The 16,203-nt window shown below is 44.5% G+C and carries 18 protein-coding genes; 9 read left to right on the top strand and 9 right to left on the bottom strand.

Translation table 11 applies throughout. The features are described from left to right. Window positions 1-95: 95 nt before the first annotated feature. Window positions 96-1,028, top strand: coding sequence for a LysR family transcriptional regulator (locus tag LGT40_RS14670; protein WP_226075957.1), 933 nt, complete (start codon window positions 96-98; stop codon window positions 1,026-1,028). 30 nt (window positions 1,029-1,058) lie between these two features. Here the strand turns inward: LGT40_RS14670 and metE are convergent, their stop codons facing one another. Then, window positions 1,059-3,338, bottom strand: a complete 2,280-nt coding sequence (gene metE, locus LGT40_RS14675) for a 5-methyltetrahydropteroyltriglutamate--homocysteine S-methyltransferase (protein ID WP_226075967.1) — start codon at window positions 3,336-3,338, stop codon at window positions 1,059-1,061. Window positions 3,339-3,438: 100 nt separating this feature from the next. On the opposite strand from metE, the gene LGT40_RS14680 reads away from it, so the two are divergent. Continuing rightward, window positions 3,439-4,320, top strand: a complete 882-nt coding sequence (locus LGT40_RS14680) for a LysR family transcriptional regulator (protein ID WP_226075970.1) — start codon at window positions 3,439-3,441, stop codon at window positions 4,318-4,320. A 19-nt stretch (window positions 4,321-4,339) separates the two neighbouring features. Here the strand turns inward: LGT40_RS14680 and LGT40_RS14685 are convergent, their stop codons facing one another. From LGT40_RS14685 to gpmI, 5 genes are read right to left on the bottom strand one after another with little or no spacing between them, the layout of a single operon-like run. Beyond that, window positions 4,340-5,140, bottom strand: coding sequence for a response regulator (locus LGT40_RS14685; protein WP_226075973.1), 801 nt, complete (start codon window positions 5,138-5,140; stop codon window positions 4,340-4,342). A gap of 13 nt (window positions 5,141-5,153) precedes the next feature. Then, window positions 5,154-5,708 carry a DJ-1 family glyoxalase III gene (locus LGT40_RS14690; RefSeq protein ID WP_226075976.1) on the bottom strand — a complete coding sequence of 185 codons (555 nt, stop codon included), beginning with the start codon at window positions 5,706-5,708 and terminating at the stop codon, window positions 5,154-5,156. Between the two features lie 12 nt (window positions 5,709-5,720). Then, complete coding sequence (locus tag LGT40_RS14695) at window positions 5,721-7,040, bottom strand: S41 family peptidase (protein ID WP_285229315.1); 1,320 nt, start codon at window positions 7,038-7,040, stop codon at window positions 5,721-5,723. 24 nt (window positions 7,041-7,064) lie between these two features. Further along, on the bottom strand, window positions 7,065-8,210 hold the full coding sequence (locus LGT40_RS14700; RefSeq protein WP_226075978.1) for a murein hydrolase activator EnvC family protein: 1,146 nt from the start codon (window positions 8,208-8,210) through the stop codon (window positions 7,065-7,067). 11 nt (window positions 8,211-8,221) lie between these two features. Beyond that, window positions 8,222-9,754 carry a 2,3-bisphosphoglycerate-independent phosphoglycerate mutase gene (gene gpmI / locus LGT40_RS14705; RefSeq protein ID WP_285229314.1) on the bottom strand — a complete coding sequence of 511 codons (1,533 nt, stop codon included), beginning with the start codon at window positions 9,752-9,754 and terminating at the stop codon, window positions 8,222-8,224. Between the two features lie 167 nt (window positions 9,755-9,921). On the opposite strand from gpmI, the gene LGT40_RS14710 reads away from it, so the two are divergent. From LGT40_RS14710 to LGT40_RS14735, 6 genes are read left to right on the top strand one after another with little or no spacing between them, the layout of a single operon-like run. Continuing rightward, window positions 9,922-10,203 carry an ArsR/SmtB family transcription factor gene (locus LGT40_RS14710; RefSeq protein ID WP_226076775.1) on the top strand — a complete coding sequence of 94 codons (282 nt, stop codon included), beginning with the start codon at window positions 9,922-9,924 and terminating at the stop codon, window positions 10,201-10,203. Between the two features lie 35 nt (window positions 10,204-10,238). After that, window positions 10,239-10,658 (top strand): rhodanese-like domain-containing protein, encoded by a 420-nt coding sequence (locus tag LGT40_RS14715; protein ID WP_226075982.1) that lies wholly within the window; start codon window positions 10,239-10,241, stop codon window positions 10,656-10,658. Between the two features lie 16 nt (window positions 10,659-10,674). After that, window positions 10,675-10,932 carry a glutaredoxin 3 gene (grxC, locus tag LGT40_RS14720; RefSeq protein ID WP_226075985.1) on the top strand — a complete coding sequence of 86 codons (258 nt, stop codon included), beginning with the start codon at window positions 10,675-10,677 and terminating at the stop codon, window positions 10,930-10,932. Between the two features lie 21 nt (window positions 10,933-10,953). Continuing rightward, window positions 10,954-11,436 (top strand): protein-export chaperone SecB, encoded by a 483-nt coding sequence (gene secB / locus LGT40_RS14725; RefSeq protein ID WP_226075996.1) that lies wholly within the window; start codon window positions 10,954-10,956, stop codon window positions 11,434-11,436. Window positions 11,437-11,452: 16 nt separating this feature from the next. Beyond that, a complete protein-coding gene (locus tag LGT40_RS14730) occupies window positions 11,453-12,478 on the top strand; it encodes an NAD(P)H-dependent glycerol-3-phosphate dehydrogenase (RefSeq protein ID WP_226075998.1) in 1,026 nt (341 codons plus the stop codon). Between the two features lie 28 nt (window positions 12,479-12,506). Then, entirely contained in the window at window positions 12,507-13,376 is an 870-nt protein-coding gene (locus tag LGT40_RS14735; protein ID WP_226076000.1) for a hypothetical protein, read from the top strand. Window positions 13,377-13,431: 55 nt separating this feature from the next. Here the strand turns inward: LGT40_RS14735 and LGT40_RS14740 are convergent, their stop codons facing one another. Next, window positions 13,432-14,595, bottom strand: a complete 1,164-nt coding sequence (locus tag LGT40_RS14740) for a class I SAM-dependent methyltransferase (RefSeq protein WP_226076003.1) — start codon at window positions 14,593-14,595, stop codon at window positions 13,432-13,434. A 17-nt stretch (window positions 14,596-14,612) separates the two neighbouring features. On the opposite strand from LGT40_RS14740, the gene LGT40_RS14745 reads away from it, so the two are divergent. Further along, a complete protein-coding gene (locus tag LGT40_RS14745; protein WP_226076005.1) occupies window positions 14,613-15,332 on the top strand; it encodes an SDR family oxidoreductase in 720 nt (239 codons plus the stop codon). Here the strand turns inward: LGT40_RS14745 and LGT40_RS14750 are convergent. After that, complete coding sequence (locus tag LGT40_RS14750) at window positions 15,264-15,791, bottom strand: 2-amino-4-hydroxy-6-hydroxymethyldihydropteridine diphosphokinase (RefSeq protein WP_226076009.1); 528 nt, start codon at window positions 15,789-15,791, stop codon at window positions 15,264-15,266. The two genes, LGT40_RS14745 and LGT40_RS14750, sit on opposite strands and share 69 nt — an antisense overlap. Next, complete coding sequence (folB, locus tag LGT40_RS14755; protein WP_226076012.1) at window positions 15,788-16,141, bottom strand: dihydroneopterin aldolase; 354 nt, start codon at window positions 16,139-16,141, stop codon at window positions 15,788-15,790. Before folB ends, LGT40_RS14750 begins: the two co-directional genes overlap by 4 nt. Window positions 16,142-16,203: the final 62 nt, after the last annotated feature.

The following is a 16,203-nucleotide window of genomic DNA, read 5'->3' on the forward strand; positions in this document are numbered from 1 at the left end:
TTACCGATGAAAAAAGTTAAACAGTAGTTACTAGACGCTATAAAGACTCATAAGCTAACCTTAATAAAAAGTCATATAAAAGGTATAAATAGCTTATGGATACAATGCGCGGTGTCGAAACTTTTGTACGTGCAGTTGAGCTGGGCAGTATTGCTGCCGCTGCACGCCGGCTGGGAATCAGTGCGGCAGCCGCCAGTCAGAATATTGCCCGGCTTGAAACGTCGTTAGGCGCCCGGTTATTAACCCGAACCACCCGTAGCTTGGCCTTGACCGATAATGGTGAGGTGTACTTTCAGCGGGTGAAAGGCTTGCTAAACGAATTAGAGCTTGCCAAACAAGCGGTATCTGCAATACAGGGTGAAGTCGGCGGGAAGTTGACCATTGCCTGCTCTGCCGCATTTTCCCGACATGTTTTGGCTCCACTAATACCGGGATTTCGTCAACGATATCCACAAATCAGCCTTGAGCTGCTGGCCACTGATCGACGAGTTGATCATCTTAAAGAAGGCGTTGATATCAGCATACGTATTCGTCAACAGTTACAGGATGGTTTGGTCGCAAGGCGAATTGCCACTTTGCCATTTGTCTTTTGTGCCTCCCCGGAATACCTGCAGCGTGCAGGGTATCCAGAAACGCCACAGGCACTTTTACAGCATGATTGTCTGATGTTCAGAATTCCGGTGGATGGACATATCTTTCGTTGGGCATTTATCCGAGATGGTCGTCGTTATGAGCCGGATATTAAAATTACAGCGGTGAGTGATGACATTGATATGTTGGCGAGAATGGCGGTAGCGGGAGCAGGTATTACCCGACTGGCTGCATTTGTTGCCGAGCCCTATCTGGCACAAGGACAGTTGCAGCAGTTATTTTTTGCGGGACACCAGCCAGAAGTGAAAGTAGAAGCGGAGCCTCTGGAATTTTATTTTTGTGTGGCAGATCGTTATGCCAAAACACCAAAAGTGGCCGCATTTTATGATTATCTTTATGAACACTTACCTGATAAATGGAATATAAAAGCCGGATAGAGAATTGAACCTCCTCTACCCGGCTCTATTTTATGCTGCCAGTTGCGCTCTGAGAGATCTGGCAGCTGAAACCATCGCTTTCAAAGCGGGTTCCACCTCCTCCCAGCGGCGTGTTTTCAGGCCACAATCCGGATTCACCCACAATTTTTGCTGATTTATCCGCTGTGCAGCCAGCTTTAATAACGCCACCATAGACTGCTCGGAAGGAATATTCGGGCTGTGAATATCATAAACGCCAGGCCCTATGGCATTGGGATATTCAAAGTCGCGGAACACGTCCAGCAACTCCATTTGTGAACGCGAGGTTTCGATGGTAATGACATCCGCATCCATTGCTGCGATAGCCTCAATAATGTCATTAAATTCCGAGTAACACATATGGGTATGAATCTGTGTTTTGTCACTAACGCCATTGGCAGTGATCCGAAAGCTTTCTATCGCCCAGTCCAAATAAGCCTGCCATTGAGATTGACGCAATGGCAAACCTTCGCGCAGAGCTGCTTCATCAATTTGAATGATTTTTACTCCAGCACGTTCCAAATCCATCACTTCATCGCGGATAGCCAAGGAGATTTGTTTACAAGTCTTACTGCGCGGCTGATCATCTCGTACAAATGACCAGTTGAGAATGGTAACCGGCCCGGTCAACATGCCTTTTACCGGCTTATCAGTAAGTGATTGAGCGTATTGAGTCCATTCAACAGTCATCGGACTGGGCCGAGATACATCACCAAAAATAATTGGTGGTTTGACGCACCGCGAACCATAAGATTGCACCCAACCGTTATCAGTAAAGGCAAAACCTTGTAGCTGCTGGCCGAAGTATTCCACCATATCATTACGCTCTGCTTCACCATGCACCAGTACGTCCAGATCCAGTTCCAGTTGTTTATGAATGGCAAAACGAATTTCCGCCTGCATCTGTTGCTGGTACTCGGCACGTTCAAGCTGTCCCAAACGATATTGTTTACGAGCCTGCCGGATACCATTTGTCTGTGGAAACGAGCCAATAGTCGTTGTAGGAAAGTCCGGCAGCTGTAAATAAGCCTGCTGAATGGCAGCACGCTTAGCGTAAACACTTTGGCGTTTTGACAGCTCTGGGCGGATAGATTCACAACGTTGTTTGACTGCAGTATTGTGCACCCGAGTAGAGTGCTGACGACGCATAATAGCCTGTGTATTCTCATCCAGTTGTGAGGCAACACTACTGCGACCAGCATTGAGCGCATGGGCTAAAACTTGCAGCTCATCGAGCTTTTGTACGGCAAACGCTAACCAGTCGCGTATATCATCATCTAAATTTTGTTCGGAATGTAAATCAATTGGTACATGCAATAACGAACAGCTAGGTGCCAGCCATAAGCGTTCTCCAAGCCGTTTGTGGACTGGCTCAAGTAAATCGAGTGCCTGGTTGAGATCGGTTTTCCAAATGTTTCGGCCATTGATAATACCCACCGAAAGGATTTTGTGTGAGGGCAGCCAATCCACCACACGAATGGTTTCATCTGCAGCATTAATGGCATCGATATGTAATCCGGCAGTGGGTAACTCGCAAGCCAGCTGCAGATTTTGCTGCAGTTGACCGAAATAGGTCGTTAACAAAAGCTTTACACCGGTCTTTGCTAACGAAAAATAGGCTTTTTGCAAAGCCTGTTGCCACTCTGGAGTCAATTCAGTAACCAGAATCGGTTCATCAATCTGGACCCATTCAATGTCCTGTTTCGCAAGCTCTTGCAGAATCCCGGCATAGACCGCTAATAAGTTTTCCAATAAAGCCAGCTTGTCCGTGTGATCTTTACTTTTTCCTAACCATAGATAACTGACCGGTCCGATCAGAACAGGTTTCACGTTATAACTCGCTGACCGAGCTTCAGTAACTTGTGCAATCAGTCGCTCAGGATGTGCCGAAAATGCCGTGTCAGCACTGAATTCCGGAACCAGATAATGGTAATTGGTATCGAACCATTTGGTCATTTCTGCTGCAGCAATTTGATGATCGCAGCATGATGAGCCAGCCTGACCCCGCGAGGCCTGAAAATACTGAGTTAATTTATCCGCATTTTTATCAACGCGTGCTGGCAGATTACCGAGCATTTGACTGGTATCTAATACATGGTCATAAAAAGAAAAATCACCCACTGGTAACCAATCTAATCCACTTTGTATTGTCCAATGTTGTAACCGTAGCGTTTTGCCAGCTTTTTCCAAAGCTTCAGCATTTATTTCTCCTCGCCAATAACGTTCTAATGCAAATTTTAATTCACGCTGGCCGCCGATACGCGGAAAGCCAAGATTATGTGTGCTGACCATTTATTCTTCTCTCAATCTGGTTTAAAGCCAGTCATTGTAATCAGCTGAAACGATGAGTAATAATGATGATTATTAACTTATTGATGAGATATATTCATACATGATCGAACGAGCACATTTACGTATCATTCACGCTCTGGCAGAAAATGGCAGTTTAACGGCTGCGGCCAATGCATTGTTTCTGACCCAATCAGCTTTATCTCATCAGATTCGTTATCTGGAGCAGAAACTGGAGGTCAGCCTTTGGCAACGTGATGGACGCAAGTTAAGACTGACTCAGGCAGGCGAACTGATGTTACAGGTTGCTCAACAGGTTTTACCGGTATTGGAGCAAACCGAACAAACCTTGCAGGCTTATGCTGAGGGTCGGGCAGGCATTTTGCGGCTGGGAGTGGAGTGTCATCCCTGTTATGAGTGGTTGAAAAAAATCCTGGCCGTGTATCTGCGAGAAATGCCACAAATGGATGTGGATATCGTGCATCAATTCCAGTTTTCCGGAATGGAGGGGTTGTTAAACCACCATATTGATTTGCTGGTGACCCCGGATGCGGTTAAGCAATTGGGCGTGATTTATCAGCCTATGTTTGATTACGAACTGGTTTTGCTGGTGGCTGCAGATCATCCATTAAGCAAAAAGACATACATAGATGCAGTGGCACTGCAGCACGAATTATTACTGACCTTTCCGGTCGCACATGAACGTCTTGATGTGTTTACACAGTTTTTAATGCCAGCAGGCATTCACCCACGAACAAAAGCAATGCAGTCGATGGATATTATGGTGCAGATGGTCGCTTTACAAAGAGGGGTAACCGTTTTACCCAACTGGTTGGCAATGGAGTTTTGCCAATCCTTACCGGTAAAAGCAATTCGATTGGGACAAAACGGCTTGGCCAAAACACTGTTTGCGGCCATCAGAGAAACAGATCAGGCTGTAGGCTATTTGCAAAAGTTTATTTTTCTGGGTAAACAGTCCAATTAAAAAATAATACTATCTGTTATTACTGTTCATCCAATACCCGGTAAAGGATCTCTCGAATAGATTGCGGCTCAAAAGGTTTATCCAAAATAGCAGATACCCCCGCTTGCTCGATTTGGCCGAGACGAGTCTGATTTTGCTCACTGGTGACCACCAGAATCGGCACAAAGGTATTGCCCATTTCGCGACGAATATGTTCAACCAGTGCCTGCCCATCCATTTCGGGCATATTTAAATCTGTGACCACCAAATCAACACTGTGATGTTTCAGCTTTTCAATGGCTTCAATACCATTTTCAGCCTGATGAATATGGTGGATGCCCATATTCTGAAACACCCGACAAAAATGATTACGTGACACTAAACTGTCATCTACCAGTAAAACTTCGAGCTGCTCTACTTCATAATTTTGTAACTCGATCTCGGTTGGATCAATATGCTGTAAGGTTGTGCGGATAGCCCTGTGCAAATTTGCATGATCAAAAGGCTTAGGAAGAATTGCTACAACACCTGATTGGCGTAAGGGTTCGAGCATTTCAATATTTGATTCACTGGAAATCAGCATAAAGTGCGTATTCTCCAGATTATCGATTCGGCGTATTGAGGTGAGTAACTCTGTTGCAGTCATATCAGGCAAATACATTGCGCTGATCACCAGATCGGGAGGATACTTTTGCATGGCGACAATGGCTTGAGCACCATCATGAACCCCGTCAATCTTGCTTACACCAGCCTGGCGTAATTCGCGCATGATAATTTTCAGCTGAACAGAAGAGGGTTCAACTAATAATATCGAGAGCTCTGACTCATTAAGTGAATACATGCTAATTCCGTTTTTAGCGAATAACGAGGCCGGTTTCAACTTTTCGGCGAGTCGTTTCATCCATCAATTTTTCAATAATCATCAATGCAAAGGCTATTGCTGTTCCAGGCCCCCGGGATGTGATGACTTTATTGTCACAGACTACAGCTTCGTTACTGAGTTTTATGGCTGGCCATTCAGCACCGTCAATTGCACCTGGGTAGCAACTGATTTTCAGACCGTCTAGTACACCACTTTGGGCTAAAACGATGGGAGCCGCGCAGATTGCACCTATCCATTTTCCGTCGTTATATAAACGTTTAATTAGCCTATGAATACGTGGATCAGCGTTCAAATTATTCGTGCCGGGTTGCCCACCGGGCAAAATCACCATATCAAACTCGTCAGCTATCACTGCCTCCAGTGTGGTGTCCGCTACTAATCGGACACCACGGCTGGCAGTAATTTGTAGATTTTGCGTTAAACTTGCAGCAATAACCTGTATCTCCGCCCTTCTGAGAATATCAATCAGAGTTACGGCTTCAAGTTCTTCACAACCCTCAGCAAGCGGTATGAGTACAGTTACCATAAAGAGCTAAGATTAACGGTTACTCATGATACTCATACCTTTCAGCAGGTTAAGTGCTTGAGAAAGCGGATAATCACGAAGTGCTAAAGGTTGTTTGTCTTCTTCCTCTGCAGAAGAGGTTTCACTTTTTTCTGCTTCTTCCAACAGACCATTTTCCAAATGACGGCTCAAATCCACTTCGCGCAATGGTTGGAAACCATTGTCTTCAGCGGCACTGATTTGTAGAGCATCCAATTTGATATCCGGTTCAATACCATCTGCCTGAATCGAGCGACCGGAAGGCGTGTAGTAACGTGCCGTTGTCATTTTGACAGCCGTTTCATTGGTCAGAGGCATAACCGTTTGTACAGAGCCCTTGCCAAAGGTTTTAGTACCCAAGATGACAGCACGTTTATGGTCTTGCAACGCGCCAGCAACGATTTCAGAAGCCGAGGCTGACCCACCATTTACCAATACAACAATAGGTGCGCCGTTCAGCATATCACCGGGCTTGGCATGGAATTTCTGGTCTGAATCTTCTATACGACCATCGGTATACACAATCATACCTTTATTCAAAAAGGCGTCAGATACCTCAACAGCGGCATCCAACACACCACCTGGATTATTACGCAAATCCAGAACCAGCCCGTTTAACTTGCCACCATTGTCTGTTTTTAGTTGATTAATCGCATCCCGCAGGTTTTCACCTGTTGGAGACTGGAAAGTGCTGATACGAACATAACCATAACCCGATTCCAGTGTCTCAGTACGGACACTTTTCACTTTAATAATCGCACGTGTTAACTCGAGTTTAAGCGGCTTGTCTGCGCCTTCACGAATGATGGTCAGCACGATTTTACTGCCGGGCTCGCCACGCATAATATCCACCGCTTCGGCCAGACTCAGGCCTTTCACAGGAGTATCGTCAAGACGAATGATCAAATCGCCAGATTTAACACCAGCCTCCGCAGCAGGTGTTTCATCAATTGGAGCCACCACTTTGACAAAGCCGTCTTCCATTGAGACTTCAATACCAAGACCACCAAACTCACCTGAAGTGCCTTCCCGCAAATCCTTGAATTCGCCTAGATCCAAATAGGCTGAATGCGGGTCAAGACCAGATAGCATTCCGCGAATAGCATTCTCGAGAAGCTCCTTATCCTCTACCGGTTCAACATAACTACTTTTGATGCGACCGAATATTTCAGAAAAAGCCCTGAGATCATCAATTGGCAAGTCAGGTTTTACGATAGGGTTCTTATCGGCTAGTACCATTTGGCCAAAAATCAATGTGATGCCGATAATGACACCCGCTGTTACCAGCGCAAAATCACGTTTCAAAAAGCGCATATAAACTTTATTCCTTATTTCTAATTAACCTTGCTTGCGCAGCCATTGCATAGGATTAGTCGGACTGCCTTTATGACGAACTTCAAAATATAACCCCGCGGTTTGTCTCACACCTTGATCCCCGCTTTGTGCTATCGCTTCCCCTGCCTTTACTGTATCTCCAGTAGTTTTAAGCAGACTATCGTTATTGCCATAAAGTGTCATGAATTGTTCACCATGATCGATAATGATTAATAAACCAAAGCCTTTCATCCAATCAGCAAAGACGATACGTCCATCGGCACTAGCTTTTACTGCGGTCCCTTTCTCAGAGGCTATCAGTATGCCCTTCCAGTTGAGTTTATCAAGATTACGTTGGCTACCATAGCTTGCCAGTATTTTTCCAGTTAAAGGCCATTGCAATTTCCCACTAAGACTTGAAAAACGTTGGTTTGGTTTCACAGAAGTAGCAGGCGGTGGTCTTTTTGCGGCTTTTTTGGCAAGTGAGTTCAATAATGCCTGCAAATCTTTCTCTTCTTCTTTTAAGGCGGAAAGCTGGGCATCTTGACCAGAAATTTTCTTATTCAATGCTGCTAACGTTTTTTGTCGCTCAGCAGTTTGTTGTTTTAACGCTTCTTGTTGAGCCAACTGTTGCGCTTCAAGTTCCCCCAGATTTTTCTTGACTGCGTAGATGGCTTTTTCCTGTTCAGTTAAATTTTGTAACGTCGCCTGCAATACTTTAATTTGTTCCTGGCGTGCACTATGAAAATAACGGTAATACGTATTACTGCGACTAACACGTTCTGGTGATTGTTCTGATAACAGTATCTTTAAATAGCTTGGCTGAGAATTGATAAACGCTGATCGAATCTGCGCATTCAGTGCCGCTAACTGTTGTTCCTGCTGCTGTTGAGTCTGACCCTGTTCTTGTTGAAGATTAAGTAATTCATCATCTTTAACAGCAATAGACTGTTTTATCTGGTTTAGTTCCCGATTAATTTCTGAAACTTTGAGGCTTTGCTTTTTTAATTGTTGTTGTAATTCAGCCTGGGTTTTTTTATTGAGGTTAATAGTTTTATCAAGCTCAGAAATTTCGCCACGAACCGCTTCCAGTTTTTTTGTTGATGAAGGTTCAGCCGTTAAAGTAAAAGGCAAAACAATTCCCAACAATAGAACGATAAAGCGCGTCATAAAACAGAGGTTCAGAGCAATTTTACCAATAGGTGATTGTTCATTTCAGCCGGGATCGGTAAATCCAGCAAACTCAGCATGGTGGGGGCAATATCCGATAAACCTCCCTGCTCCGCGATGGTAGCCGGACGGCCAGCATAAATAAACGGTACCAGGTTACTGGTATGTGCGGTATGAGCCTGGCCTTTTTGATCATCCAGCATTTTTTCAGCATTACCGTGGTCAGCGGTAACAACCATTTCGCCACCACATTCTTTCAGTGCTGACCAGATTTTACCTAAGCATTTGTCCAGTGTTTCAATGGCTTTGACGGTGGCATCAAAGTTACCGGTATGACCCACCATGTCGGCATTGGCAAAGTTGCAAATAATGACATCATATTGATTGCTTTGAATGGCTTTAACCAGTTGTTCAGCAACTTCTGGCGCATTCATTTCAGGTTGTTGATCGTAGGTATTAACTTTGGGTGATGGAATCAGAATACGATCTTCTCCCTCATAAGGCGCATCACGTCCACCATTGAAAAAGAAAGTCACATGCGCGTATTTTTCGGTTTCAGCAATACGTAATTGCTTTAATCCTACTGCAGAAATACATTCACCCAGTAGATTAGTGAGTTTTTCAGGTGGGAAAGCCACCGGAACAACAAAATCTTTTTTATACTCAGTTAACGTCACAAATTGCGACAATTTCGGCGTGCTTTGTTTCGGGAAACCTTCAAAGTCAGGATCAATAAAGCACTGTGTCATTTCACGAGCACGATCCGCACGAAAATTCATAAAAATAATGGCATCTCCATCTTCAATGGGAGCTGCCTCACCAATTACAGTAGGTTTAACAAATTCATCGGTCTCGCCGCGAGCATAAGCCTGTTCAACTGCTTCAATGGCATTGCTGGCGGTATAGTCGGCCTGAGCGTGGGCAACCAACTCGTAAGCCTGTTGAACCCGGTCCCAACGCTGGTCTCGATCCATCGCATAGAAACGCCCTACTACGCTGGCAAAACGTCCTTTGCCGGTTTCGTTGAAACATGCCTGCATCTTTTCGATATAAGATAAGGCGGATTTGGGAGAGGTGTCACGGCCATCAAGAAATGCATGTAAATATACTTTAGAGGCACCTCGTTCTGCGGCAAGTTTGACCATAGCTTGGATATGGCTTTCATGACTGTGAACGCCTCCATCGGAAAGCAAGCCAAAGATATGTAGTGCTTTATGATTGCGGACAATCTCGTCCACGATATCGGTCAGTGTCTGGTTAGAGAAAAATGAGCCAGTCTGAATAGCACGGCTAATCCGGGTAAACTCCTGGTAAACCACTCTGCCTGCGCCCATGTTGAGGTGACCCACTTCTGAGTTACCCATTTGTTCACCTGGTAAGCCAACACCGGCTCCAGATGCGTTAATCAATGTATGCGGGTAATCATTCCATAGCTGATCCCACACGGGGGTATTGGCAGCCATGATGGCATTATGCTGTGCCTCTTCACTATAGCCCCAACCATCCAGAATGATTAGCGCAAGTGGGCGATGCATTTGGCTCATGGAAATATCCTCTTGTAACGGGTTATGACGGCCTCCGGCTGTCAAAAACAGTGATCACTGCAAATCAACAACAATGCTGTGTATTATATGGGCTTTTGTAATCAATTACAGTTGCAATCGTATTGGCAAACACCATTTCACAAGCCGGAAGCATTCAAATACACGCTATGGACGCAGATATTGAACGTGCTGCATTTGCGTTGAAAGCAATGTCAAATCCCTTGCGGTTAAAAATTCTGTGCACTTTAGGCGATAAAGAATTGTCAGTACAGGATATTGTTGAACATGTTGGTACGACACAAAGTAATGTGTCTCAGCACCTTGCCAAGTTAAAAGAAAAAAACATTTTGGCAGCAAGAAGAGATGCAAACCGAATATTTTACCGTGTTAAAGATGATCGTCTGTTACGGTTGATAAGTATGATGTGCGAAGTATTTTGCGCAAAATAAGCATTGTTAATTATTTATAAATTTAGGGTTGTTTAATGGAAAATCTGGGCGAATTTATTGTTAATCATTGGATACTGTCCAGCTTGTTTGTTGTGCTGCTATGGTTGGTCTTCTCTGACTCATTAACGCGAAAACTCAGTGGATTTAATACTGTCGATGTCACAACAGCAGTTAATTTAGTCAATCAGCAAAAAGGCTGTTTTGTTGATGTCCGTGATAAGGCAGCGTTTGAAAGTTCACATATTGTTGATTCAGTTAATGTGCCGTTGGCAGATATTGATTCGAATCTCAAATTATTGAAAAAGAAAGAACAACCTTTGGTCTTGGTCTGTGACAGTGGTCAACGAGCCAAGTCCGCCGCAAAAAAATTCAAAGCGAATGGCTACACCAATATTCATGTGATGTCAGGTGGCTTGCATGCATGGCGAGATGCCAAGTTGCCGCTGTTCAGCTAAAAACGTGGAGCGTGTTATGAGCAAAATCATCGTTTATTCATCTGCACATTGTCCATATTGCACTATGGCCAAGCAGTTGTTAGATCGTAAAGGTCTCAGTTATGACGAGATTCGGGTTGATCAGCATCCAGAAAAACGTGAAGAAATGATGCAAAAAAGTCAGCGCCGCACAGTGCCACAAATATTTGTTAATGGTAACGCTGTGGGGGGATTCACCGATTTGGTGGAAATAGACCGTTCAGGTCAACTCGATGCATTACTAGCAAAAAATTAAATTTTAACGAGAGGGAAAATCATGGCTGAAGAAAACGCAGCATCAACAGAAGAACAACAACCCAAGTTCATTATTCAAAAGATCTATACCAAAGATATTTCTTTTGAAACTCCTAATTCACCAACGATTTTCCGTGAAGAATGGAAGCCGAAACTGGACCTGCAATTAGGTAATGAATATACCAGACTGGATGAAGATACCCATGAAATTATTCTGATTGTTACGGTCACTGCCAAGGTAAATGATCAAGTTGCCTTTCTGGCTGAAGTGAAACAAGCCGGTATTTTCACATTAACGGGTTATAGCAAAGAAGAAATGGGCCCGCTGATTGGCAGCTATTGTCCGAATACCATTTTTCCATTTGCCCGCGAAGTCATTTCTGATGTGGTTATCAAAGGTGGTTTCCCACAATTAGTATTGGCTCCTGTGAATTTTGATGCCGTTTACAAGCACCAAATCGATCAAGCACGTCAGCAAATGGAAGCAGCACAAGCTACACATTAAATCTGTACAAACGGCAATGACCGCTTCTAACTTAATGCCAACATTAGTTCTCGGTGCGGGTGCCTGGGGCACTGCACTAGCGATTGCTATGGCAAGAAACGGACATGAAGTTTGGCTTTGGGGTCGGGATAAAGAACAACTCTCGCGGATAGCGGCTGAACGGATGAACAGCCGCTATTTACCAGAGATACGTTTTCCTGAGACATTGAAAATTCAAATGGATCTGCAAAGTGCCTTGGAAAGTTGCCGTCATGTCATGATTTCGGTGCCCAGTGTGGCATTTAGCGAAATACTGCATGACATTAAACCTTTTCTTGGTGAAAACATCCCTATCAGCTGGGCGACCAAAGGGTTAACCCCTCACAATGGCCAGTTTTTGCATGATACGGCAATTGAAATACTTGGTCCTTCACATGCTTTGGCAGTGGTGTCAGGGCCCTCATTTGCTGCAGAAGTCGCTGCCGGATTACCCACCGCTTTAACGGTCGCTTCCCGCGATACAGTATTTGCCAAGGCATTGGCAAATGCGCTTCACGGGCCTGCATTGCGTGCCTACACTACCGACGATGTGCTGGGTGTTCAGATTGGCGGCACAGTGAAAAACGTACTGGCTATTGCTGCTGGGATTTGTGACGGTTTAGGCTATGGTGCGAATGCGCGGGCTGCATTGTTGACCCGCGGTATGGCCGAAATTATGCGTTTGGCCATGGTGTTAGGGGCAGAACCTGAAACCATGTTCGGATTATCTGGTATGGGTGATTTGATCCTGACATGTACCGATAATCAGAGTCGCAATCGGCAACTGGGTTTGGCGATTGGCTCTGGCCTTACAGTAGAAGAAGCTGTTCTAAAAGTCGGTAAGACGGTAGAGGGTATGCATGCTGCCAGAGAAGTATTATTGCGTGCTCAACAAGCCGGTATTGAGATGCCAATTGTAGAACAGGTATGCAAAATCCTGTTTGAAGGGTACGATCCGCGCAAATCAGTTCAGGCATTATTATGTCGCGAACAAAAAGCAGAATCTCCGGTAGTCGGAAAATAGTGATACGAATTAAATTGAGGAAAATTATATGCAAGGCATTGTGAAATACAGCAGCATCATTGCACTCAGTATGGCAATGACTGTCGGCTTGTCTGCCTGTGGCAACCCATTCAGTAAGAAGTCATCAGATGATGATGAAGTCGTTATGTCACAAAGTGGTCCGGTACTGTGGGAATCAAATCTGCAATATGTGCGCATGGTAGAGCGTGATCAGCCGGGGACCAATCAGCATCCTTTACCCATTAATCAGGATGAAATGCGTGATGTACTTTCATCACTTTATGTGAATCAGCGTGTATTAATGAGAACACAGCAGGTCCCTTTATTTTCTCCAGGTGAACTACAAATTTTAAGTTCAACATTAGCACAAGGTTTAAACCGTGCTCAGCCAAATGAAGATATTACCTTTGTCACTTTAGGCGTCCATGCTGGTGCCATTGCCGCAGAGCGTAAAACGAATAGTGGTCGGGTATTTGTCGACAATAATGGCCGTTTGAATATTATTTTTGGTCTGCTGCATCAGGAATATCGTGATAAAGATCAATATACTGGTCAAGAGATTGATCGCCGGGTAAATCCATTATTACCGGGCAACCGCAAATCTGATTCTGAGCCTGCCAGCAAAGTAGTTTTAGATAATGGTATTTCCTATCATCAAGAAGATGGTTCAGAGCGTTCAGACTGGCTGGTAATTGATATACCTACCGTATTAGCAACCGCTGCAGAACGCAAAGGACAGGATACTGGCGCTTTGACTCCTGAAATGCGTGAAGAGATTGCCAGAACCAAACGTCAAACAGATAACTTGACAGACGATGTCGCCAACATCAAAGAAATTCTGTTTGAAATGTCGGAGCAATTAGAGCAGCTCAAACAACAAATGGAAGATAAACAGTAATCCCTCCTCAGGATTGATAAATTAGGCGCTTCGGCGCCTTTTTTATTACATTCTCTTAAAGTCGATAACGCTGATCGGCCGATTTGGAACGAGGCATCTCGACATTTTTTGACAAACTGAGCACCTTGAACAATTCACCCATTTGTTCTGGCAGTAATAAGCGTTTTAATGCCGCAGCCTGCTGCATTTGCTGAAAGGGATCTGGCGCTCCTTGCTGACTAAGGTTGAGAATGTCGCCAGCCACCAGAAAATCACTCTGCCGCTGATACCCTTCTACCCGTAGTCCTTTTTGGTGGGCGGTTTCAGCTAACGCAGTAAAGTCGACATGTGCCGTAATATCCTGCAGGCCGATTAATATAAATGGATCATTATGTACCTGATGTTGATAATGACATCGAAGAGTGCCTTTGTGGCGCATGGGATGGTAATAATCATTGGCCTCATAGCCATAATCAATCAGATAAATGGCGCCTTGCTCTAGCAGATCAGCCAGGGTACTAAGCCAGGCCGTTGCCTGCACTGCAACTTCTGTCTGGTAAGGAGTGTATTCCAACAACGGCAGGATCTGTTCACAACGCGACATCAATAAAGTATCTGTCACAGGTTTTGTAAGCCAGACCAATTGATTATCTGTATGTCCTACTCCGAGCTCCACAAACTCTTCCTGCTCGAACTGTATGCGATGCACTGGCATGGCATCACAAACTTCGTTTGCCAGGATAATGCCACTAAATTTTACTGGCAGCTGATCGAGCCAGATCACAAGATTTTGATTGGCTCCAAAATGTTTAATGATTAATTGACGTTGCTTTTCACGTAAGTAGGCACTTGCTTCAATGATGTAATAATGACTGGGCAGGCGGTCGATTTTCTGTAGATATTGCAAAATAGCCACTGCCATTTGTCCGTTACCAGCACCAAATTCAAGGCAATCAGCGTGAGGTAATTGTTTCAGCACATCCGCTAGATGGTTGCCCAGCGCTCTGGAAAATAACGGGCTGATCTCCGGTGCCGTAGTAAAATCCCCTGCTTTGCCGATTTTGCTCAAGCCATTACTGTAATAACCGAGGCCGGGTTGGTATAAAGCCATTTGCATAAATTCGGCAAAGCTCAACCAACCACGGTGATTTTTTATGGTCTGAAAAATCAGTTGCAGCAGTTTATCGCTATGCTGTTGCGCTATGGGGTCAGGTGCAGGTAACTTGGCGGTATGTTTCATTTAGTCGGTAAATTTCAGTGAATAATCCCATTTTAGTAACAGGTGCCGGTAAGCGAGTCGGGTTTCATATCGCTTCCAGGCTAAAACAGGATGGTTATGATGTATTGGCACATTACCGCACTGAAACAGAGGATGTCCAAAAACTAAAACATTTAGGCATAGAAACCATTCAGGCTGATTTGCAGGATACCAGCAGTATCATGGCCTTTATTGGCAAACTGCAGCAACTCAGTCCTTCATATCGAGGTATCGTACACAATGCCTCTGCATTTACACCTACTGCAGAAGATTTAGTTGAAGCGGCTGAGCAGTACCAACATTTCTTCACAGTGCATATGCTCGCGCCATTTCTTATCAATCAGGCGTTATCAACGTGTTTAAAAGGGCCTGGAAATGATCCGGCTGATATAATCCATATCACTGACATTAACGTTGAAAACCCCACGCCACGTTTTGATATTTATGGCACAACCAAAGCAGGACTGCATAACCTGTCAGTGGTATCAGCTAAAAAGCTTGCACCACATATCAAAGTGAATTCAGTCGCCCCTGGTCCTGTTTTATTTACCGAATCCCATAGCCAGGAAGTCAGACAGAAAATGCTGGCTGAAACCCCGTTAGCCCGGGAAGGTGGGGCGGAGCCGGTTTATCTTGCTATTAAGAGTTTATTAGAAAACCCCTTTATCACCGGCGCGACTATTCCAGTGGATGGTGGTCGCCGTCTCTCCAAAGCGTAATTCAGTGGTTTCTATCAGAACGCCCGGAGGCGGACTAACTTCTGTAGTGTTGTTCAGATAACCAAGTAGCTCACGAATAATGGGATAAAGAAAATACTCATCAGTAATGCTGCTGACCGCAATATCAGCTTCATCTGGTATAACCAGCGGCCGCAATATATCTATATCCGCCGGCCGATCTTTGGTTTTGCTTAATGGATCGTCGCGATCCCGGCCTAAATTAATCTCAATCTGATTACAGAAATGTTTTAGCGCGACTTCGGATAAATCGGTTTCAACGAATACGATGCTATTGAGAAAATCGCGATGACTATTCATCCCGACGGGTGGGATTTTTAATACACGGCTGACACTCAGCTGTTTGAATTCACTCAACAGAGCGGTCATCATTGCCGTTATATTCTGCAGTGGCTCTATATTACTCCCTAGGCCGAGAAGATAACCTTGACGCTGGGTCATGAGTTTGTGCGTTCAATCACGATTTGTGCCTGATTTTGCCCATGCAACTGAACGGGTTTGGTTAATGTGAGTTTAAGTCTGGGAATAGCAAATGACTTAAGTACAAGTTGCGCGACTTCCTCGGCAAGGGTTTCAATTAACAAATATCGACTGTTAGAGACAAAGTCGACGACGACGTTGGCAACGGCACCATAATCCAAGGTGTTACTAATATCATCGGATGCTGCCGCTTTACTGATATCCCAATCCATTTCAAAATCAAAACGCAATGTTTGCTGTATTTCACGTTCCCAATCATAGATACCGATAATCGTGTCAATTTTCAGATCATTTAGAAAAATTTTATCCATGTTGTCGCTTCAATGTTGGCAAAAATAGTGGTGGTACTGAATAATACCGCTACATTTTTAAA

Source organism: Methylophaga pinxianii (genome assembly GCF_020447225.1).
Lineage (GTDB): Bacteria > Pseudomonadota > Gammaproteobacteria > Nitrosococcales > Methylophagaceae > Methylophaga > Methylophaga pinxianii.

Bases quoted from the DNA above. Each gene is read 5' to 3' on its own strand.
- LGT40_RS14670 (WP_226075957.1), top strand. From the start codon at position 96: ATGGATACAATGCGCGGTGTCGAAACTTTTGTACGTGCAGTTGAGCTG.
- metE (WP_226075967.1), bottom strand. From the start codon at position 3,338: ATGGTCAGCACACATAATCTTGGCTTTCCGCGTATCGGCGGCCAGCGT.
- LGT40_RS14680 (WP_226075970.1), top strand. From the start codon at position 3,439: ATGATCGAACGAGCACATTTACGTATCATTCACGCTCTGGCAGAAAAT.
- LGT40_RS14685 (WP_226075973.1), bottom strand. From the start codon at position 5,140: ATGTATTCACTTAATGAGTCAGAGCTCTCGATATTATTAGTTGAACCC.
- LGT40_RS14690 (WP_226075976.1), bottom strand. From the start codon at position 5,708: ATGGTAACTGTACTCATACCGCTTGCTGAGGGTTGTGAAGAACTTGAA.
- LGT40_RS14695 (WP_285229315.1), bottom strand. From the start codon at position 7,040: ATGCGCTTTTTGAAACGTGATTTTGCGCTGGTAACAGCGGGTGTCATT.
- LGT40_RS14700 (WP_226075978.1), bottom strand. From the start codon at position 8,210: ATGACGCGCTTTATCGTTCTATTGTTGGGAATTGTTTTGCCTTTTACT.
- gpmI (WP_285229314.1), bottom strand. From the start codon at position 9,754: ATGAGCCAAATGCATCGCCCACTTGCGCTAATCATTCTGGATGGTTGG.
- LGT40_RS14710 (WP_226076775.1), top strand. From the start codon at position 9,922: ATGGACGCAGATATTGAACGTGCTGCATTTGCGTTGAAAGCAATGTCA.
- LGT40_RS14715 (WP_226075982.1), top strand. From the start codon at position 10,239: ATGGAAAATCTGGGCGAATTTATTGTTAATCATTGGATACTGTCCAGC.
- grxC (WP_226075985.1), top strand. From the start codon at position 10,675: ATGAGCAAAATCATCGTTTATTCATCTGCACATTGTCCATATTGCACT.
- secB (WP_226075996.1), top strand. From the start codon at position 10,954: ATGGCTGAAGAAAACGCAGCATCAACAGAAGAACAACAACCCAAGTTC.
- LGT40_RS14730 (WP_226075998.1), top strand. From the start codon at position 11,453: ATGACCGCTTCTAACTTAATGCCAACATTAGTTCTCGGTGCGGGTGCC.
- LGT40_RS14735 (WP_226076000.1), top strand. From the start codon at position 12,507: ATGCAAGGCATTGTGAAATACAGCAGCATCATTGCACTCAGTATGGCA.
- LGT40_RS14740 (WP_226076003.1), bottom strand. From the start codon at position 14,595: ATGAAACATACCGCCAAGTTACCTGCACCTGACCCCATAGCGCAACAG.
- LGT40_RS14750 (WP_226076009.1), bottom strand. From the start codon at position 15,791: ATGACCCAGCGTCAAGGTTATCTTCTCGGCCTAGGGAGTAATATAGAG.
- folB (WP_226076012.1), bottom strand. From the start codon at position 16,141: ATGGATAAAATTTTTCTAAATGATCTGAAAATTGACACGATTATCGGT.